The sequence below is a fragment of the Spirillospora sp. NPDC052269 genome, from assembly GCF_040679435.1.
GTDB lineage: Bacteria > Actinomycetota > Actinomycetes > Streptosporangiales > Streptosporangiaceae > Spirillospora.
Genome location: NZ_JBFAUU010000013.1, coordinates 177,372 through 195,961, shown reverse-complemented (window position 1 = coordinate 195,961; position 18,590 = coordinate 177,372). Strand labels below are relative to the sequence as shown.

Annotated in this window: 21 protein-coding genes; 11 read left to right on the top strand and 10 right to left on the bottom strand. The window is 70.6% G+C overall.

Going from position 1 to position 18,590, the window contains the following annotated elements:
• Positions 1-87: 87 nt before the first annotated feature.
• From AB0L06_RS27570 to AB0L06_RS27560, 3 genes are all read left to right on the top strand, one after another.
• Entirely contained in the window at positions 88-1,185 is a 1,098-nt protein-coding gene (locus AB0L06_RS27570; RefSeq protein ID WP_500234009.1) for a glycosyltransferase family 2 protein, read from the top strand.
• 44 nt (positions 1,186-1,229) lie between these two features.
• Complete coding sequence (locus AB0L06_RS27565) at positions 1,230-1,769, top strand: GNAT family N-acetyltransferase (RefSeq protein ID WP_500234008.1); 540 nt, start codon at positions 1,230-1,232, stop codon at positions 1,767-1,769.
• 1,875 nt (positions 1,770-3,644) lie between these two features.
• Positions 3,645-4,568 (top strand): hypothetical protein, encoded by a 924-nt coding sequence (locus tag AB0L06_RS27560; RefSeq protein ID WP_500234007.1) that lies wholly within the window; start codon positions 3,645-3,647, stop codon positions 4,566-4,568.
• Positions 4,569-4,662: 94 nt separating this feature from the next.
• Here the strand turns inward: AB0L06_RS27560 and AB0L06_RS27555 are convergent, their stop codons facing one another.
• The 3 genes from AB0L06_RS27555 to AB0L06_RS27545 all read right to left on the bottom strand — a co-directional run bounded on the left by AB0L06_RS27555 (position 4,663) and on the right by AB0L06_RS27545 (position 7,818).
• A complete protein-coding gene (locus AB0L06_RS27555) occupies positions 4,663-5,421 on the bottom strand; it encodes a phosphotransferase (protein ID WP_500234006.1) in 759 nt (252 codons plus the stop codon).
• 12 nt (positions 5,422-5,433) lie between these two features.
• A complete protein-coding gene (locus AB0L06_RS27550; RefSeq protein WP_500234005.1) occupies positions 5,434-6,681 on the bottom strand; it encodes an MFS transporter in 1,248 nt (415 codons plus the stop codon).
• A gap of 72 nt (positions 6,682-6,753) precedes the next feature.
• Positions 6,754-7,818: a PLP-dependent cysteine synthase family protein gene (locus AB0L06_RS27545; protein ID WP_500234004.1), complete on the bottom strand. Its 1,065-nt coding sequence runs from the start codon at positions 7,816-7,818 to the stop codon at positions 6,754-6,756.
• Positions 7,819-7,949: 131 nt separating this feature from the next.
• On the opposite strand from AB0L06_RS27545, the gene AB0L06_RS27540 reads away from it, so the two are divergent.
• The 3 genes from AB0L06_RS27540 to AB0L06_RS27530 all read left to right on the top strand — a co-directional run bounded on the left by AB0L06_RS27540 (position 7,950) and on the right by AB0L06_RS27530 (position 11,104).
• Positions 7,950-8,588 (top strand): MBL fold metallo-hydrolase, encoded by a 639-nt coding sequence (locus tag AB0L06_RS27540; protein ID WP_500234003.1) that lies wholly within the window; start codon positions 7,950-7,952, stop codon positions 8,586-8,588.
• A 64-nt stretch (positions 8,589-8,652) separates the two neighbouring features.
• The gene (locus tag AB0L06_RS27535) at positions 8,653-10,086 is read left to right on the top strand and encodes a carboxylesterase/lipase family protein (RefSeq protein WP_500234002.1); all 1,434 of its coding nucleotides are present in this window, start codon (positions 8,653-8,655) and stop codon (positions 10,084-10,086) included.
• 124 nt (positions 10,087-10,210) lie between these two features.
• Complete coding sequence (locus AB0L06_RS27530) at positions 10,211-11,104, top strand: SDR family oxidoreductase (protein WP_500234001.1); 894 nt, start codon at positions 10,211-10,213, stop codon at positions 11,102-11,104.
• A gap of 34 nt (positions 11,105-11,138) precedes the next feature.
• On the opposite strand, the gene AB0L06_RS27525 is transcribed toward AB0L06_RS27530, so the two are convergent.
• Both AB0L06_RS27525 and AB0L06_RS27520 read right to left on the bottom strand, forming a co-directional pair.
• Positions 11,139-11,762 carry a Type 1 glutamine amidotransferase-like domain-containing protein gene (locus AB0L06_RS27525; RefSeq protein ID WP_500234000.1) on the bottom strand — a complete coding sequence of 208 codons (624 nt, stop codon included), beginning with the start codon at positions 11,760-11,762 and terminating at the stop codon, positions 11,139-11,141.
• A 36-nt stretch (positions 11,763-11,798) separates the two neighbouring features.
• Positions 11,799-12,674, bottom strand: coding sequence for an alpha/beta fold hydrolase (locus AB0L06_RS27520; RefSeq protein ID WP_500233999.1), 876 nt, complete (start codon positions 12,672-12,674; stop codon positions 11,799-11,801).
• A gap of 85 nt (positions 12,675-12,759) precedes the next feature.
• On the opposite strand from AB0L06_RS27520, the gene AB0L06_RS27515 reads away from it, so the two are divergent.
• Complete coding sequence (locus AB0L06_RS27515) at positions 12,760-13,311, top strand: CGNR zinc finger domain-containing protein (protein ID WP_500233998.1); 552 nt, start codon at positions 12,760-12,762, stop codon at positions 13,309-13,311.
• Between the two features lie 28 nt (positions 13,312-13,339).
• On the opposite strand, the gene AB0L06_RS27510 is transcribed toward AB0L06_RS27515, so the two are convergent.
• Positions 13,340-14,218 (bottom strand): LysR family transcriptional regulator, encoded by an 879-nt coding sequence (locus AB0L06_RS27510; RefSeq protein ID WP_500233997.1) that lies wholly within the window; start codon positions 14,216-14,218, stop codon positions 13,340-13,342.
• 67 nt (positions 14,219-14,285) lie between these two features.
• On the opposite strand from AB0L06_RS27510, the gene AB0L06_RS27505 reads away from it, so the two are divergent.
• The 3 genes from AB0L06_RS27505 to AB0L06_RS27495 all read left to right on the top strand — a co-directional run bounded on the left by AB0L06_RS27505 (position 14,286) and on the right by AB0L06_RS27495 (position 15,844).
• On the top strand, positions 14,286-14,957 hold the full coding sequence (locus tag AB0L06_RS27505) for an AzlC family ABC transporter permease (protein WP_500233996.1): 672 nt from the start codon (positions 14,286-14,288) through the stop codon (positions 14,955-14,957).
• On the top strand, positions 14,954-15,250 hold the full coding sequence (locus AB0L06_RS27500) for an AzlD domain-containing protein (RefSeq protein WP_500233995.1): 297 nt from the start codon (positions 14,954-14,956) through the stop codon (positions 15,248-15,250). Before AB0L06_RS27505 ends, AB0L06_RS27500 begins: the two co-directional genes overlap by 4 nt.
• A 171-nt stretch (positions 15,251-15,421) precedes the next feature.
• Positions 15,422-15,844 carry a hypothetical protein gene (locus tag AB0L06_RS27495; protein WP_500233994.1) on the top strand — a complete coding sequence of 141 codons (423 nt, stop codon included), beginning with the start codon at positions 15,422-15,424 and terminating at the stop codon, positions 15,842-15,844.
• Position 15,845: 1 nt separating this feature from the next.
• Here AB0L06_RS27495 and AB0L06_RS27490 read toward each other — a convergent pair whose 3' ends face one another.
• Positions 15,846-16,685 carry a helix-turn-helix transcriptional regulator gene (locus tag AB0L06_RS27490; protein WP_500233993.1) on the bottom strand — a complete coding sequence of 280 codons (840 nt, stop codon included), beginning with the start codon at positions 16,683-16,685 and terminating at the stop codon, positions 15,846-15,848.
• 100 nt (positions 16,686-16,785) lie between these two features.
• Between AB0L06_RS27490 and AB0L06_RS27485 the strand changes: the two genes are divergently transcribed.
• Complete coding sequence (locus AB0L06_RS27485; protein ID WP_500233992.1) at positions 16,786-18,015, top strand: MFS transporter; 1,230 nt, start codon at positions 16,786-16,788, stop codon at positions 18,013-18,015.
• A gap of 17 nt (positions 18,016-18,032) precedes the next feature.
• Here the strand turns inward: AB0L06_RS27485 and AB0L06_RS27480 are convergent, their stop codons facing one another.
• Genes AB0L06_RS27480 through AB0L06_RS27470 form a run of 3 tightly spaced genes read right to left on the bottom strand, consistent with a single transcriptional unit; the run spans position 18,033 to position 18,589 of the window.
• The gene (locus tag AB0L06_RS27480; RefSeq protein ID WP_500233991.1) at positions 18,033-18,215 is read right to left on the bottom strand and encodes a DUF397 domain-containing protein; all 183 of its coding nucleotides are present in this window, start codon (positions 18,213-18,215) and stop codon (positions 18,033-18,035) included.
• A gap of 3 nt (positions 18,216-18,218) precedes the next feature.
• Positions 18,219-18,404: a DUF397 domain-containing protein gene (locus AB0L06_RS27475; RefSeq protein ID WP_500233990.1), complete on the bottom strand. Its 186-nt coding sequence runs from the start codon at positions 18,402-18,404 to the stop codon at positions 18,219-18,221.
• A complete protein-coding gene (locus AB0L06_RS27470) occupies positions 18,404-18,589 on the bottom strand; it encodes a DUF397 domain-containing protein (protein ID WP_500233989.1) in 186 nt (61 codons plus the stop codon). Before AB0L06_RS27470 ends, AB0L06_RS27475 begins: the two co-directional genes overlap by 1 nt.
• Position 18,590 lies beyond the last annotated feature (1 nt).

Sequence of the window (18,590 nt, the reverse complement as noted above, 5' to 3'; positions counted from 1 at the left end):
GGGAATCGGTATCAGCACCCTGGTCTACGGCACGGTCTGGATCGCGACGGCCACCGCCCGCGGCCTGGCCCGGATGCGGGGTGTCCGATGACCACCCCGACCCTCACCACCGAGGTCGCGACGTCCACCTCCGGCGACCTGACGCTCACCGTCATCGTCCCGGCGCACAACGAGGAGGCGGGGCTGCCCGCCACCCTCCAGTCGCTGCGCCGGCAGACCGTCCCTCCCGACCAGATCATCGTGGTGGACGACGGGTCCACCGACCGCACCGGCGAGGTCGCCCGCATCCACGGCGCGACCGTCCTGCGGCCCGACCACCAGCTGGGCAGCAAGGCCCGCGCGCAGAACCACGCCCTCCCCCACTGCGAGGGCGACCTGGTCCTGGCCGTCGACGCCGACACCGTCCTCGCCCCCGACTACATCGAACGCCTCCGCCCGGTCTTCGCCGACCCCGGCGTCGTGATCGCGGCGGGCAACGTCCAGACCCGCTTCACCCGCACCCTCTGGGAACGCGGACGCTCCGTGGAGTACCTCTTCGGGTTCCACTTCCAGCGCCCCATCCAGCAGGGCGCGGCGAGCCCGATGGTCTGCTCCGGCTGCTGCTCGACGTTCCGCCGGGACGTCCTGGCCACGTCCGGCGGGTTCCCCGAACGGACCATCGTCGAGGACATGGACGCCACCTGGACCTGGCAGATCGAGGGCCGCCGCGCCGTCTACGTGCCCGAGGCCGTGGCCTGGGCCGCCGATCCCGAGTCCCTGGTCTACCTGCGCCGCCAGGTCTGGCGCTGGATGTCGGGCTTCTTCCAGAACGTCCGGCTGCACCTGGTCCCAATGGTGCGCCACAAGCCCATGCTGGCGCTCTGGGTCACGCTCGCCGTCCTGGAGATCCTGCTCGCCCCGATGTGGTGGCTGACGCCCGTCCTGCTGACCACGGCCTGGCACCTTCCGCTCGCGTACGCCGCCCTCTGGTGGCTGGCCAGCGAGTTACCGCTGCTCGTCGCGACGCTGTTCTACGCCGCCCGAAAACGCGATCTCCCCCTGCACCGCGTCCTGGCCAACCTCCCGTGCCTCTATCCGATCCGCGTCGTCAACACGTACTACGCGTGGAAGGCGATGATCGTGGAGCTCGTCCTGGTGCCACTGGGCCTGGCCAAAACCCTCAGCACCTACCACAAGGGCCGCTGACCACCGCGCGCATCATCGCAAGGGACGCCACTCAAGGAGGCCCCATGCCCGAACCCACCCCACACCCCGGAACATCCGCCACCAAGCCCGTCCGCGTCCGCCCGATGACCGCAGGCGACGCGCCCGAGGTCCTGGCGATCTACCAGGCGGGCCTGGACACGGGCGACGCCGGCTTCGAGACCACCGTCCCCACCTGGGAGGTGTTCGATAAGGCCAGACATCCACGTCACCGGTTCATCGCCGTCGACACGTCCTCCGGGGAGATCCTGGGCTGGATCGCCGTCTCACCGGTCTCGAGCCGTCCGGTCTACGCCGGAGTCGTGGAGCACAGCGTCTACGTCCATCCGGCGCACCACGGCCGAGGCGTGGCCGTCGCGCTCCTCCGCGCCCTGATCGGCTCCACGGAGTCTGACGGCATCTGGACGATCCAGTCCGGCATCTTCCCCGAGAACACCGCCAGCCTCCGCCTGCACGCGAAAGCGGGCTTCCGCACCGTCGGCACCCGTCACCGCATGGGCCGGCACCACGGCCGCTGGCGGGACGTCGTCCTCCTCGAACGCCGAAGCGAGGTCACCGGCACATGACCCCCATCCGAACACCCGCGCCCTCACCTCACAGGAGAGGCCTGGCGCGACGCCCACCACCCAAAGACCACAGCAAAGCCCCCGTCCACCCCCGATGCCGTAACGACGACCAGCGCTCCATGCACGCCAACCCGCCACTCGAGAAGCCCCCACGTCCCGAGTGAGGTCACACCCGAAGCCGACCACTCCGAACCCAACCCGGAGTGCGAGCGTCGCTCCTCTGCCGGTCGTCATGCGGGACTGAGGGTGGCTGGGCACGACTCGTCCGGACCTGCCAGAGGCCCGGACGAGCCGTGCCCTCTCTTGCAAGCCACCCGTATGAGCGAGGCCACGCCCACGACCAAAACGCGCCCCATCAGCGGGGAGCATCCATGAGCAACGCACGTCGATGACCGGCGCACCTCCATGAGCGGCGCGCCCGAAGCGCGCCTCCGCGTCCTGTGCGCGAGCCCACGATGAGCGGGGGTATGGCTGGGGCGGGGAAATTGGGGGGGGCATGCGGTGCGCTTCGGATTCGTTGCTGTGGGCGGGGCTCGGGAAGCACTGTTAATGGCGTGGGTGGCTTCTCCTTTCGCCAGTGATTTGGTCGGTTTCGCCGTTCTCGTCAGTTTCGGTGAGGTGTTGTCGTGGCGGCGACGACACACCCGGGCTGCTCTTTCCTCAGTTCGTCCTGTGGTCGCGATGGAGGTGGCATCCTGCTAGCAGTAGTTGTCACGTCGAGTTCCCAGTTCGCCCGGGTCGTCCAATATTGGCCAGCGGCAGGGCGAGATCGTGGCGCTGGACGATCGCATTGCACGACCCGTCGCCGATAATCTTCCGCTCAACACCCTGGCCACAGCACCAGGCGCGCCCTTACCGGCGGCTTTGGTCCCTGTACGGATTCGCACCCATATCCCGCAACCGAACCCCACTTGCGATGTTGGCGCGCAGCTCGTCCGGCGCCCTGATCTCGACGGCGGTATTCCATGGCCTTCACCCCCTCGGACCCTGCGGACCCCGACTTCGGGGCGTTCGACCCGAGCTCGCCTCCGCCCTTCGGCATGTCGCATCTCCTTGAACCGGAAGTGTCCCTTCCCGGCGATCCCGACCGTTTCGCGTCGTCCGAGGAGCCGTTGGGGTCGACGCGTCCAGGTTTCGGCGATGGGGTGCGCCCTCCGCCCGGGACGGCCAGCCCGAGCACGATGGATCTGCCGTCGTTTCCCTCGGCGGCGATGCGGGCGCCTCGCAGGCCGCGCGGGTCGAGCAAGACGGCACTGGTCGTCATCGGCGTCGCCGCGGCCGCGGCCGGGGGCGTCCTGGCGTGGGCGGTCGCGGGCTCAGGCGAAGAGGCCCGCAGACCTGGGCCAACGGAGACGCCGCGGGCCACGTTCGTCAGTGCGGCGCCTGTCACGACGCCGACCGGTGCTTCTTCTCCGTCCACTTCTCCCACGACCGGCTCGCCCTCGCCTACTGGTCATCCGTCGAAGGCGGACTCGACTGGTTCCGGTGGTGGATCTGGCGGCGCTCGGCCGTCTTCTGGGCCCAAGAGGAGCGGCGGGGGGCACCGGACGAGTCCGCCTTCGCATCATGCCAACCCGCCGCACACCACCAGGCCCAAGCCGCAGCCCACGCAGCGGCTGTGCCCGGTTTACGACAACGGTGTGCTCGTGGCCTACCGGCCTTGCTGACCCCGCCCTGACCAGAGGCAACCGACCAGATTGGACCTCGATGATCAAACCTCGGGCAGTATTCACCCCTCTGGCGGTCGCGGCTGTCACCGTCGCGTTCACCTCCCCCGTTTCCGCCCAAACCCGCTTCCCCGGCTCCGCGCGAACCGGCTCGGCCGCTGTGCCGTGGCAGCCTGCCTGGTCCAGGCTCGGGCCGCAGAACACGACCGTGACCAGCGACTTCGCGCCGGTCAGCGTGCTGCTCATGACGCATCTGAAGTCCACTGCCAAGGCTCCCTGGACCAAGAGCGTCCAGGCGTGGGTGACCGGGCCGGGGGGCTGGAAGCAGAGCCTGGACCTGAAGTTGTGGAAGGGGCAGCACCACATCGACGGCGACTGGTCGGACCGGCTGTCGCTTCCGCCGCAGGCGCCCGCCGGAAGCTACAAGGTCGGGTTCCTGGCGACCAACAGCACGGGACAGAAGGCATGGCGCGGAGCCGCCGCGTCCTTCACCGTCGGCAAGGTCGCCCATGCGCCGATCAGCGTCACGCCGGTCAGTCCCGTCACGATGACGTCCAAGGGCCGGGGCATCACCGCGCGGTTCTTCTCCCCGACCCAGACCCACAGTGCGTACGCGTCGTTCACCGGTCCCAACGGTCAGACGCTCACGGAGGGGTTCAGTCTGGTCGACGGGAACGTGAGCTACGGAATGTGGCAGGCGAGCGTCCAGTTGCCCGCCGCGTCCGCCCCCGGTACCTGGCATGTCCACACCTCTTACGCCACCGCGCCCGGCAGCTCCTGGCTCGACGGCCCCGGGTCGTCCTTCTCCCTCCGGCAGTTGCCCGCGTTCACCGTCACCGCCAAGCCCACCACGGTCAAACGCGGCAGCCCGGTCGTGCTGTCGGGACGACTCGCCGGACGCCTGCCGAACGGCGCCTACGGCGGTCTCGCCAAGCGCAGGCTTCAGATGATGTTCCGCTGGAACGCCGGTGGCGCGACCCCTCAGAAGATCAACAGCGTCACCACCGACGCCAAGGGCAACTTCCGTGTCTCCGGGTACGCGGCCCGCAACGGCTGGATGTGGGTCACCTGGGCCGGGGATCCCCTCTACCAGCCCGGCGCCAGTCGTGGGTTCTGGATCACCGTGAAGTGACACGGCGCTGAAGCGCTGAACGCACGGCGACGTCGCCCCGGTCGGTCCTCCGCTCTTTCTCCGGAGGGCCTACCGGGACGAATCGCTAGGTGGGTCAGGTGGGGAGGGAGAGGCGGGTGAGGGCGGCGGTGAGGCCTGTATCGCGCATGGTCGGGTTGTTCGTGGTCAGGCCGCGGGTGACCTCGTACCAGGGGCCGAGTTGGTGCCAGAGGAGGCCGCGGGCGCGGAGGGCCGGGGTCACGCCGTAGGCGGTGGCGAGGGCTTCGGCGAAGGCGGGTGGGGTGCCGTGGAGGGTCCACGAGAGGTCGATGGCGGGGTCGCCCGCGTGGGCGTCGCCGAAGTCGATGATGCCGGAGAGGTTGCCGTCCGCGACGAGGATGTGTTCGGGGCCGAGGTCGCCGTGGACGACGGTGTCGCGGATGCCGGTGTCGAGGGCGTTCAGGAGGGACGCCCCGGCTGCGCGAGCGTGCTCGGGTAGCCGGGGGATGACGTGTTCGCGGAACAGTGCGAGGTCCTCGGCGAACTCGTCGCGGGCGTCGCGCAGGCCATGGGCGGTGGCGTCATGGACGTCGGTGTCGTGGAGGGTGCGGAGGAAGCGGCCAAGGGCATGGCCGTGCTCGGCGGTCGGTGACTCCAGCGGGATGCCCGGGACCAGGCGGTGCCGGACGATCAAGGGGTCGGACGACCCGAGTTCCGGCACGGGCACCGCGAGGGGCAGGCGTGGGGCCAGCCAGGGCAGGAGCCGGATCTCGGCCAGCAGGCGCGGGTGGACGTCCGGGCGGCGTGGGGTGCGCACCACCCAGCCGTCCTCGAGCGTCGCCGTGCTGTCCCAGCCCCCGTCGAAGTCGTTCATGATCCAAGTAGATCACTGGGGTTGCAGGCCTGGGCGGCCGAGCTTGGGGCCGCGCATGCGCATGGAGCGGTTGAACGTCGTGGTCAGCGCGATGGCGAGCGACAGCAGGGACAGCAGCAGGACGGCCTCGCGCGGCTCGGTCGCCGACAGGAGGGAACCGCCGAGGAGCTGACCGAGGGGCATGGATCCCCAGCTGGCGAGCAGGGCGACGCTCTTCACCCGGCCGAGGAGGCGGTCGGGGATCACCTTGTACTGGTAGCCGACGACCACGACGTTCCAGATGGGGCTGACGACGGCCATGCAGGCGATGATCGCGGCCACCTCGTACGGGCTGGTCGCGAGGGCCAGCAGTGGCGCGGTCGCGGCCCAGACCCAGGCGGTGCCGATGGCGACGGCCCGGGAGGACAGCAGGTCCGGGACGCGCGGGGCGATGAGGGCGCCGACGAGTCCGCCGACGCCGAAGCAGCCGAGGATCAGGCCCGTCCCGGCACTGCCCGCGCCGAGGTCCTTGGACAGGACGATCAGGGTGAGGATGAGCGCCTGGAACATCAGGTTGACGGCGGACGTCAGCACCACGCTCATCCGGACGAACGGCTCGTTCCACAGCCAGCGCAGGCCGGTGCGGATCTCGTCGTACAGGCCGCTCGCCCACGACCGTCCGGTCGCGTCCGGCTCCGGAGCCGGCGCCGGGCGGCGTTCGGTGCGGATGCCGACGATGGTCGCCAGGGAGACCAGGTAGGACGCGGCGTCAGCGGCGAAGGGCAGGGCGTGGCCGAAGCCGAAGAGCAGGCCGCCGAGCGGCGATCCGGTGAGGGCGGCGCTGCGGCTCTTGGCCTCCTGGCGGGCGAGCGCCTCGGTGAGGCGTTCGGACGGGACGAGCGCCGGAAGCAGGGCGCGCTGCGCGACGCTGAAGAAGACGAAGCACGAGCCGGACACGAATCCGGTGGCGAGGATGTGCGGGAAGGTCACCGTGTCCAGGGCGAACGCGGCGACGAGGCTGCCGAGCGCGGCGAACTGCCCGATCTCGCAGTAGAGCATGACGTGGCGGCGGTCCCAGCGGTCCACGAGGGCGCCGGCGGGCAGGTAGAAGAGGACATACGGAAGGGTTCCGGCGAAGCCGGAGATCCCGGCCTTGGCCGGGGAGCCGGTGAGCGCCAGGACCAGCAGCGGGAACGCCACCGAGGTCATCCGGGTGCCGACCTCGGAGAAGGTCTGCCCCGTCCAGAGCAGGACGAAGTTCCGGTTTCGCCAAAGTGACACTTTTCCCCGCATCACGCCAAGATCACCCGCGTGCGCGGGACCCGTCAAGGCTCCCCGCCGCCACCTGTGGGTTCACTGGGAGGGCGGCTCGAGCACCCCGGTCCGCTGGAAGCCCGTCAGCGCCTTCGTCCACGGCTCCAGCTCGAGCCCCTTCTCGTCGAGCCACGCGTCGCTCCAGTACGTGGTCGGGTACAGCTCGCCGTCGTCGCAGATCAGCGTGGCGACGGTGCCCTCGCGTCCGTCCCGGACGAGCTGCGACACCAGTTGCAGCGCGCCCCACAGGTTCGTCCCGGTGGACGCGCCGCCCCGCTGACCGGTCGTCCCGTACAGGAACCGCATGGCGGCCAGGCTCGCGGCGTCCGGAACGGGCATGACCACGTCCACCACGGACGCGTCGAAACTCGGTTCCACGCGCGGACGCCCGATGCCCTCGATCCGGGACGGCATCCCGGTCATGTAGTCGTCGACGCCGTAGGCCCAGGCGGGGAAGTACGCCGAGTTCTCCGGGTCCACGACCGCGAGCCGGGGACGCGTCTCGCCGGCCTCATCCGCGATGCGGCGGCCGATCGCGGTGGCGGTGCCGCCGCTTCCCGCGCCGACCACGATCCAGTCGGGGACGACCGGGAGCCGGTCGAACAGGACATGTCCGATGTCGTCCTCGCCGCCCGCGCTCGCGGCGATGGCGTCGGCGGACGCGGCCAGGTAGTTCATGTAGTGGCCGCCCCGTTGCCCGGCGAGCTGTTCGGCCCCGTGGTAGATGGCGAGCGGCGGATGGACGAGATGGACCGTCCCTCCGTGGCTCTCGATCCGCGCGATCTTCTCCGCGCTGGAACGGCGCGGCATGACGGCGACGAACGGATGTCCCAGCAGGCGGGCGACGTACGCCTGCGCGACGGCCGCGTTCCCGCCGGTCGCCTCGACGACCGTCTCCCCCGGCTCGAGCGCGCCGCGTCGCAGGGCGTCCCGGAACAGGGCGCGCGCCAGGCGGTGTTTGAGGCTGCCGGTCGGGTGGGTGGACTCGTCCAGCAGGTACAGGTCGACGCCCCACTCGGGCCGCAGCGGGAACTTGCGCACGACGCCCGTGGTCGCGCGGTGTTCGGCGGCGTCGGCGTCCAGAAGGCGGAGGGAGTCGATCATCCGGACGACGGTAGCCCGTCCCGGGGAGCGCGTTGATCTACTTCCGTGCCCGCGCGACGTCTGCGCCCGCGTGACGTCCGCGCCCGCGACCGGGCGCCGCGCCGGGGACGGGGGTGAGTAGGTTGATGATCATGAGGATGACGAAGTACGGGCACGCGTGCGTTCGCCTCGAGAAGGACGGCCGGGCGCTGGTGATCGACCCTGGTGAGCTGACCTCCCAGGTCGCGGCGGTCGAGGGCGTGGAGGCGGTGCTCATCACGCACGAGCACTTCGACCACTTCAACCTCGACCTGCTCTGGACCGCCCCGGCGATCTACACCAGCGCGGGCGTCGCCCGAGTGCTGGACGAATCGGACGACTTTCGCGAACTGGCCCGCGACCGCGTCCACGTCGTCCGGGACGGCGACACGTTCGAGGCGGCGGGGTTCCGGGTCCGCGTGGCGGGCGAGAAGCACCACCTCAGCCACCTCGACTTCCCGCCCTGCGACAACGTCGGTTTTCTTCTGGACGACGAGGTCTTCCATCCCGGCGACGCGATGACCAGGGTGGACGTCCCGACGCTGCTGTTCGCGGGGCAGGCGCCGTGGCTGACCGTCCCGATGTTGACCGCGTACCTGCGGGCCGTCCGTCCGGAGCGGGCGTTCGCGGTCCACGACGGGCTGGCGAACGAGATCGGCCTGCGGCTGGTCGACGGGGTGCTGGCGATGGAGGCCGATCGCGCGGGCCGCGAGATCCGGCGTCCCGCCGCCGGGGAGGTAGTAGAGCTGTAACCCGAGCGGAAGCTTGGGACTGTCGTGGGCTCCCCTCTGCCCGACCTTGGGGAACGCTCCCTGCATGAGCAGTTCGGAAAGGGACGTCCAGGCGGGGCCGGTGCTCGGGGCCTGGCGGGGCGGGGTGGCGCGGTTCCTCGGCATCCCGTACGGGCGTCCGCTCAGGGGCGAGGCGCGGTTCGCCGCGCCTGACACGGACGTGGGCTGGGAAGGGGTCCTCGACGCGACGGAGTTCGGGCCGTCCCCGCCGCAGTCCCCCACCCCGTCCGGCCCGCCGGGCTCGGATCCGGACGACTACCTGCGCGTCAACGTCTGGACGCCCGACCCCGACGCGTCGGGCCTGCCCGTGATCGTGTGGGTGCACGGGGGCGGATTCGTGACGGGCACGTCCGCCGACCCGTCCTTCGAGGGGACGGGCCTGGCGCGGGACGCGAACGTCGTGCTCGTGTCGATGAACCACCGCCTCGGCGTGGACGGGTTCGCGCTGGTGGACGGCGCTCCGGCGAACCGCGCGCTGCTCGACCAGGCCGCGGCGCTGCGCTGGGTGCACGACAACGTCGCCGCGTTCGGCGGCGACCCTGGGAACGTGACGCTGTACGGGCAGTCGGCCGGAGCCGGATGCGTCGCCGCACTGGCCACGATGCCAGGTGTATACGGCTATTTCCGGCGGCTGATCCTGGCCAGCCTGCCGAACGCGTACCAGTCCCCCGAACGCGCCCGGCAGGTCGCGGCGGACGTCGCGGGCCGCGCCGGGGTGCGTCCGACCGTCGCGGACTTCACGCGCATCCCTCCGGACGACCTGGTCAAGGCGGTCGCCGAAGGACTGGCGCAGAACAGCCCGGGCCCGGTCGTGGACGGCGAGGTGCTGCCCACCGACCCGTGGACCGCGTTCGGCGAGGGCGCCCTCGGCGACGTCCCGATCATGATCGGCCACACCAGCGACGAGTACCGCCTGTTCGTCGCCCGCGCCGGACTGCTCGGCCGCGTGACCTCCGACCAGTCCGAACACGCGCTGAAGACGCTCGCGCCGGGCAGCCCCGACGCCTACCGGACGGCCTATCCCGACGCCTCGCCCGAGGAGTTGTACGACCTGGTCGTCAGCGACGCCGTGTTCCGCATGGGGACGTACCGGCTCGCCGAACTCCACGAGGGGTCGACGTACCTGTACGAGCTGAGGCTCCCGGTTCCGGCGGAGGGCGGGGCGCTCGGCTCCCCGCACGGCGCGGACATTCCGCTCGTCTTCGACGTGTTCGATGAGGGTCTCGGGGCCGAGTTGTACGAGGGCGAGCCGTCCGCCGAGGCCCGGGAGCTGGGCATCGAGATGCGCCAGGTCTGGGGCGACTTCGCGCGCGGCGGTGATCCGGGCTGGCTGCCGTTCGACCAGGACCGGCGCCTGACGCGGGTCTTCGACGAGCAGATCTCGGAGGTCCGCTATCCGGAGGAGGCGTCCCGCCGGATCTGGGCCGAGACCCGATTCGGCCCGCTCCCCGCGACGTAGGGCCTCGGACCCGCCCGAACATGACGGTCAGTTCGCCGTCACTTGACCTTCCTCCGGGCACGTCCGGGTATCTCCAGCTGAAAGCGGACCGCAAACGGACGCGGGCGGCGGATCGGGGGTAGTGATGCGGGTGTTCGTCACGGGCGCGTCCGGATGGATCGGGTCGGCCCTCATGCCGGAACTCATCCAGGCGGGCCATCAGGTCGTCGGCCTCGCCAGGTCGGACTGCGCCGCCGGCGCGATCGCCGGGGCGGGAGCCGAGGCGCTGCGCGGCGACCTGGACGATCTGGACACGCTGCGCGCCGCGGCGGAGGACGCCGACGGTGTCGTCCACCTGGCGTTCAATCACGATTTCACCCAGTACGAGCAGTCGGTGCGCGAAGACGCGCGGGTCATCGAGGCGCTGTGCGGAGCGCTCGCGGGATCCGGGAAGCCGCTGGTCGTCACGTCCGGGACGCCCATCGTGCCGGGACGCCCCGCGACCGAGTACGACGACTCCCTGCCGAACACCCCGGCCGCGGCCAGGGACGCGAACACCCGCCTGGCCCTCGAGGCCGCGGGCCACGACGTCCGGTCGTCGGTCGTGCGGCTGCCCCGGTCGGTGCACGGCGTGGACGACCTGCACGGCTTCGTCGCCCGCATGATCGACATCGCCCGCGAGAAGGGCGTGTCCGGCAAGGTCGACGACGGGGCGAGCCGCTGGCCCGCGGTCCACGTCGAGGACGCGGCGCTCCTGTTCCGCCTCGCGCTGGAGGAGGCGCCGGCGGGATCGGTCCTGCACGCGGTCGGCGACGAGGGCGTGCCGATCCACGACATCGCCGACGCCATCGGCCGCCACCTTGGCATGCCAACGGCGTCCGTCCCCGCTGACGCCTTCGGCTTCCTCGGCCCGCTCCTCTCAGTCGACCAACCCGCCTCAAGCATGCTCACCCGCCAACTGCTGGAATGGCAGCCGACCCGCCCCGGCCTCCTAGCCGACCTGAACATGGGCCACTACTTCGACGAGGCGACCCAGTGACCGTGGCCTCCGCCCACAGCTGCCTTCCTTCGCTTCACCGTCGCCGCGCGTACGGTTCGACGGTCCAGTGCCCGCCGGTGACGGTGACGGCCTGGTCGTCGTTGATCGAGACGAAACGGCCCTGGCCTGTGGCGAGACGGTCGTGACGTTCGGCGCGTCCCCGGTTCCGGTGCGGCAGGACGGTGAAGGGGACGAGCCCGAGCCCTGAAGTCGTGGCCGGTCGGCCGGGGTCGTCCGGGTCGGCGAAGGTCCGCAGGTCAGGCCCGGCCAGTACGGCCCCGGCCGAGATCCCGGCGTAGGCGAGACACCCTTCGCGCACGGCTTGTTTCACTGTTTCGTCGAACCCGCTGCGCTGAACGTGTTCGAGCAGGTGCATCGCATATCCGCCGCAGACGAATACGAGCTGGGCCTGGTCGAGCGCACGGTCGACGTCCAGCTGCGACGAGTTCTCCAACCCCAGCAACTCGACCTCCAGTCCGGCCCGCTGAAGCAGCTCGTCGGCGACCTTGGCAAACGGCGCGTCCGGCAGGGGGTTGGCGGCTGTGGGGATCAGCACGGCACGACGGGGCATTTCCGGCAGCGACTCCAGCCAGCCGGGCAGCGCGTCCAAGTCGGCCGATCCCAGGAACAGCCGCTGGGCCGCAGGACGTCGAGGCATGTGGTCAGCCTAGAAGGCGCCCCTCGATCGGCGTCCTCACTGCTGGACGCGGTTGAGGAAGTCGGCGATGAGTGGGGCGATCTCGGGCAGGTGGGTTTCGAGGGCGAAGTGGCCGGTGTCGAAGAGGTGGAGTTCGGCGGCTGGGACGTCGGCGAGGTAGGCGTGGGCTCCCGGGGCGGGGAAGAACGGGTCGTTCGCGCCCCAGGTGATGAGCGTGGGCGGGGTGTGCTCGCGCAGCCAGGACTGCCAGGCGGGGTAGCGCTCGACGTTGGAGTGGTAGTCGAAGGCCAGCGCGACCTGGGCTTCCTTCCGGCCGGGGAGGTGGAGGAAGTGCTGGTCGAGCGTCCACGACTCGGGGGCGATCATGTCGGGGTCGGCGACGCCGGTCTCGTACTGACCGCGTGTGCCTTCGAGGGTGAGCAGGCCGCGGACGGTCTGTTCGGCGTCCGGCTGGTCGGGGCGCAGGGCGATGAAGTCGCGGGCGCCGTCCGAGAGGCCGGCCTCGTACGCGTTGCCGTTCTGGACCACCAGGCCGGCGATCCACTCGGGGTGGCGTTCGGCGAGCCGGAACCCGACCGGAGCCCCGAAGTCGAACATGTACATGACGAACCGCCGCAGTCCGAGCCGCTGGACGAACCCCTCGGTGATGTCGGCGAGACGGTCGAACGAGTAGGTGAAGTCGTCCGGCGCTTCGGTGCGTCCGAAACCCGGGTAGTCGGGCGCGATGAGGCGGTACCGCGTCCCCAGGACGTCGATCAGCCTCCGGAACTGGTGCGATCCGGACGGGACCCCGTGGAGGAGGAGCAGGACGGGCGCGTCGTCACGTTCGGGCAGCGACTCCCGGTAGAAGACGCGCACGCCGTCGACGTCCAGGTGCCGATGGACGGAACGGGCGATCTGGGGCAACGTCATCACTAACGCCTTTCAGTGCGGAAGATGCGTTAGTTATAGGCAGAATCGACCTAACGGGTCAAGACGCAGATGTAGCATTAGTGGCATGAGCGACGTCGTCCCGCTGACCGGGGAGCCCCTGGCCCTGGACCTTGTCAACACCCGCACGGCCGTGGGCGACCTGCTCGCCTCCCCCGATGACCTGCGAAAATGGTGCGCTCTTCAGGCTGGCCGCCTACCGGACGAGGTGGTGGCCGACGCGGCCGCGCTCGCCGCCGTCCAGGTCGTCCGCGAACACACGGCCCGGGCACTCGAACGCCTCCGGCACGGCGAACGTCCTGACGACGAAGACCTGAAGGCGCTCAACGACGCGCAGCGCGCGGCACCGGCGATCAGTGAGCTGGTGTGGGATGGCTCGACGCTCATCACCGAACGCCGTCGAAGCGGACCGTCCGAAACCCACCTGGCCGCCCACCTGGCCGAGGCCGCCGCCGAGCTGCTCACCGACCCGGCGATCACCAAGGTCCGCGAATGCGAGGCGGACGACTGCGTGATGCTGTTCCTCCCCGCCCACCCGCGCCGGCGCTGGTGCTCCCCCGCCCGCTGCGGCAACCGCGTCCGCGTGGCCCGCCACTACCAGCGCCGCAAGGCCGACTAGCAGCTTGGCGATACCCGCGCGGTCGTGATCAGAGTGAGGCGCGGAGGTGTTCGACCGCCGCGGTGATCGAGGGCCGGGCGTCCTCGCGCCGCCAGGCCAGGACCGTCGTGCAGTGGTGGTCGCCGCGCAGGGGAACGATGACCACGCCGGACCGCGCGTAGTGCTGGTCGGTGCTCATCGACACCAGCGCGATCCCGACCCCGGCGGCGACCAACTCCAGGGTCTCCTCCAGAGCGGCGGACTCGGCCGCCCGCTGCCCACCGGTGGCGCCGATCGCGGCTGGGGCGCGGAAGCGGGCCCATTCCGAATCGGGTGATCTCGGGGTGACCCAGGCCAGTCCGTGCAGTTCGTCGGGGTGCAGGTCGAGCCGTGCGGCCAAAGGATGACCCACCGGCAGGGCGATGGCCCGGCGGTCGGTGGCCAGCGGAAGGGTCTCCAGTGCGTCGGTGGAGACCGGCGGCCAGATGACGGCCAGATCGCTGTCTCCGGTGAGCAGGCCGCAGGTCGGGTCGTCGAAGTCGAATCGGCGCAGTGCCAGACGGATGCCGAGCCGTTCGCGCAACATGTTGATCACTTTGCTGGTGCGCGTCCCGGCGGCCTCGCCCATGAACCCCAGGGTCAGCTCCGACGAGTCGGCCCCGGAGAGCGCCGCCTCCACCTCGTCCAGCGCGGCCAACGCCGGCAACGCCCTTTCCAGGACGCGCCGACCGTGCGGGGTCAGGGTGGTGCCCGCCTGCTCTCGTCGCAGCAGGGGTTCACCTCCGCGGGACTCCAGACGGGCGACGGCGGCGCTGACGCTGGGCTGACTGACACCCAGCGCTTCGGCGGCGGCGGTGAAGGACCCCGTCCGCGCGACCGCCGCGAACGCGCGCAGAGCCGAGACGGTGACGCGCGAGGAGTCGGTCATAACCTAAGGCTATAGGTATGCGGTCGGACTATTCGACTGTCCGCGACGACGTGCCGAGACTGGCGGAGTGATCAAACTCAATGGTTCCGACCTGCGCTTGGCCATAGGCGCCAGCACCGGCGCGGCCCTGTACTCGGCGGTGTTCGGAGCACTCGCCGTCCAGAACGGCTGGTCGGTGGCGCAGGCGATGGCGGCCAGCGTTTTCATCCATGCCGGAGGCGCCCAGCTCGTCGGGCTGGCAGCGCTCGGCGCGGGCGCCGCACCGCTGACAGCGGTCGCCGCGGGAACCCTGGTGAACCTGCGGCTGGGAGTGTTCGGCTTCGCGTTGGGCGACGTGTTCGCCTCGCGGCGAGCACGGTTCGGCGCCGCCCACCTGGTCTCCGACGAGTCCGCCGGGGCCGCGCTGACCCGCGCCACACCCGCGGAACGACGGCGGACCTTCGTGGTCGTCGGCCTGATCCTGTTCACCGGCTGGACAACCGGGACGCTGATCGGCGCCGTCTTCGGGGCGACGCTCCCCGATCAGGTGCGCGGCATCCTCGACTCGGCCGCGGCGGCGGTTTTCGCGGCCTTGGTGGTGCCCCTGATCCAGGGGCGCCGCGAGCTGGCGTTGGCGCTGATGGCGTTCGTCGTGGCACTGGGGGCGGTGGCTCACGTGGCTCCCGGCGTCCCGGTACTGCTGGGCGCGCTGATGGTGGTACCCGCCGCACTGGTCCGGCGAAGGAGCGTGGCGCGATGACCGTGTGGCTCTTCATCGGCGGCCTGGCGGCCACAACCCTTCTGATCCGGCTTGGCGGCGTGGTGCTGGCCGCACGCGGCGTAGGGAAAACCGATTCCGACACCGGCATGGTGGCGTTGCTTCCGGTCGCACTGCTGGCAGCCGTCGCGGCAACACAGGTGGTCCCCAAGGGGCATCTCGAGCCTCACCTGCTGGCGGCGGCGGTCGCCGCGGGCGTGGCCAGCACACGGCTGACCTTCCTCCCGGCGGTGCTGGTCGGAGCGGCGGCGGGGGCACTTGTCAGCCTCACCTGATCGCGCCGCCGCACGCGTCCCTCGCCACCGGTGGGACGTGGAGTCGCGCCACCGCCGCGGCCTCCTCGGGCGGCCTCCGGCCAGTCCAAGCGCTCGACAAAGCCGACGAAACGACAGCTAGGGCGGATTTATGATCACGCTGTGGAGAACCGCGGGGAGAATGCCAGGCTGGTGAAGCCAAAGCGTCGGTGGGGCAAGTGGTCGCTCGACGAGGACGGCTGGCACAGCTGGTGGTGGATCCCGATCACCACCGGCGTCCTGCTGGTCCTGGTGTGGGCCATCGACATGATCATCGAGTTCATCAGCAGCGAGGGTGACGGCGTCTCGGCGCTCTTGCTCGTGGTTCCGTTCGCCGTCCTTTTCTCTGGGCTTCCGACCTACCTGACGCTGATGATGGGGTTCATCGCCGACCGTTGGCCTCCGGTGGTCGCCGCGAGCGTGGCGGGCGCGAGCGGTGGCCTGTACCTACTCGCCCAGGACCAGCACCTGGCACGCACGATCGTCGCCGCGATCTGCTTCCTCATCGCCATCGCCGCACTCGCGTCGGCCTGGATCCGCCGCCGGATGAATCCCGCCCTCTTCCGAACCGACTAGGTCAGAGCTTCCCGAGGGCCGCGAGCCAGGCGTGCTCTTCGGGGGTGGTCGGGTAGTAGACGATGAGCTCGACGTCCGGGGCACCGGCGGGGCGCAGGACGTGGAAGCCGAGCGTGACCGGGCCGAGCTCGGGATGGATGAAGACCTTGCTGCCGGTGGTCTTCTCGTAGACCTGCTGCTGCGGCCACCACTCGACGAACTCGGGGGACGCGGCGGCGAGGCGGCCGATGAGCTGCTCGATGCGCGGGTCGCCGGGGTGCTGGCCGGAGGCGCGGCGGAGCATGGCGAGCTGCCCCTGAGCTGCGGCCTTCCAGTCGGGGTAGAGGTCACGCAGCCGCGGGTCGGTCATGGCGAGCCACGCCATGTTCCGGTCGTGCGGCGGAAGCTTCCCGAAGTCGGTGATCAGGGCCGCGCCGAGCCGGTTCCAGGTCAGGACGTCGCGGCAGGGGTTCAGCGTGAAGGCGGGCCCGGCGAAGGAGTCGACGAGTTCCTGGAGTCCGCGAACGTCCGAGGCCGGGGGCTGATGACGGGGCGTGGCACGTCCGGCGGCGGATGATCGCAGGTTCGCGGCGAGGGCATGCAGGTGGGCGCGTTCGGTGTCGTCCAGGCCGAGCACGGTGGCGAGGGCGTCGAGCACCTGCGCCGAGGGCCGGACCCGTCCCTGCTCGATGCGCTGGTAGTGGTCGGGGCTGACCCCGGCGACGATGGCGAGTTCCTCGCGCCGCAGGCCCGGGACGCGTCGTCCGGACGAACGCGGGAGGCCCACCTGCTCGGGCGAGACCCGTCCGCGATGGTGGCGGAGAAAGGCGGCGAGCTCGTCGCGGGGATCGTCCAACGTCATGCTCATTACCCTGGCATGACGTGGGCACGAGGGTGGCCATGCGATGGCCAGGTACGACTCCCCCTGCCACCTCTCGGGCGTTCCACCGAAGGTGGGACGCATGGCGATCTCCGTCCCCACACACGTCAGGTCGGCACTGCTCGCGCTGGTCGCAGGCAGTACCGTGGCCAACCTCTACTACGCCCAGCCCGTCCTGGCCTCGCTCGCGCCCTCGCTGAACACCTCTCCGAGCAGCGCGGCGATGGTCATCGCGGCCACACTCGTCGGGAACGGCCTGGCCCAGCTGCTGCTGGTGCCGCTGGCCGATCTGGTGGAGCGGCGACGCCTGACACAGGTGCTGCTGGCCGTCCAGGCCGCGGCGATGCTGGCCATGGCCGTCTCCCACCGGCTTCCCGTCGCGATCGCCGCCAGCGTGGTGATCGGGCTGGGCGGTTCGGCCGCGATGGCGCTCCTGTCGTACGCGGCGTCCCTGACCTCGGTTCGGGATCGCGGGCGCACGACCGGAACGATCATGAGCGGTGTCCTGCTGGGGATCCTGTTCTCGCGGAGCATCAGCGGGTTCGTCAGCACGGCGCTGAGCTGGCGCGCCACGTACTTCGGCGGCGCCGCGCTGGCCGTGGCCGCCGCGCTCCTGCTGTTCGCGTTTCCGACGTCCCGGAACCCCGAGCCGCCGTCGGGCTACACGCGCCTGCTCGCATCGGTGGCGGAAATCGTCGCCCGTGACCGGTTCGTCCAGCGCCGCATGCTGATCGGCGCGCTCGGGTTCGTCTCGTTCAACGTCTGGTGGACGGGCCTGACGCTGCTGCTGTCGGATCGTCCGTACGGGTTCAGCGACCAGACGATCGGGCTGTTCGGCATCATCGGCCTGCTCGGCGCGCTGATCGCCAAGAACGCCGGCTCCTGGTTCGACCGCGGCCACGGCCCCGTCGTGTCCCGCTTCGGCTGGACGGCCATCGCCGCCGCCTGGGCCGCCGCGTTCCTCGCCAGCGACGGAGGACTCACCGGAGTCGCCGGGGTCGCCGTGGCGGTCGCGCTGCTGGACGCGGGCATGCAGGCCCAGCACGTCACCAACCAGTCCACCCTGATCGCCGCCCGCCCCACGGAAACGGCCCGCGTGACGACGGCCTACATGTCGACGACGGTTCTGTCCGGAGCCGTCGGCAGCGCCCTCGCGTCCTCGCTCTACTCGGCGCAGGGATGGAACGCCCTGGTCGTCCTCGGCCTGGCCTGCAGCACCCTCGCCCTGCTGGCCCTACGCACAGGCCGTACCATCCCGGACGCCCCGACCCAAATCGGCGAAAGCGTCAAGGACACCCAGCCCGTTTCCTAGCCACCCGACACCGAGCGCTACCCGAACGCCCTCTCCCTAAGGGCACTCACCAACCCGGCGAACTCCCGCGAGGACATGCAAAGATGCCCGCCCGCCACGTCCTTCGAGTCCCGCAGCCCAACCCCTGGCGTGAGCTCTCCCACCTCAATGCACACGTCATCGTCGGCGGTACCGCTGTACGAACTCTTGCGCCAGCGCATCGGTCACCCCTCCGGCTTCGTCCGCTTCAAGCGCTCGATCAGGTCACCGAACTCGGCCTCACTCAGGCTCAGGCACCCGACATTCGGGCCTCTCGAGTCTCTGATGCCCACACCATGCGCAAGTCGTCCCAGCTCCACGCACACTTCGTCGTTTGCCGTGCCGCTGTAGGAACTCTTGCGCCAGCGCATTAGCGCTCCTGCCCCAGCCACTCGATGGCTTCCGCGAGCGCCCTGAACTCGGCTGCGGTCAAGCTCAGGACGCCGGAGCGCGGACTCTTGGAGTCCCGAATGCCCACACCTTGCGCAAGGCTCCCCAGCTCAACGCACTGCTCGTCGTTGACACCACCGCTGTGGGAGCTCTTGCGCCAGTGCATC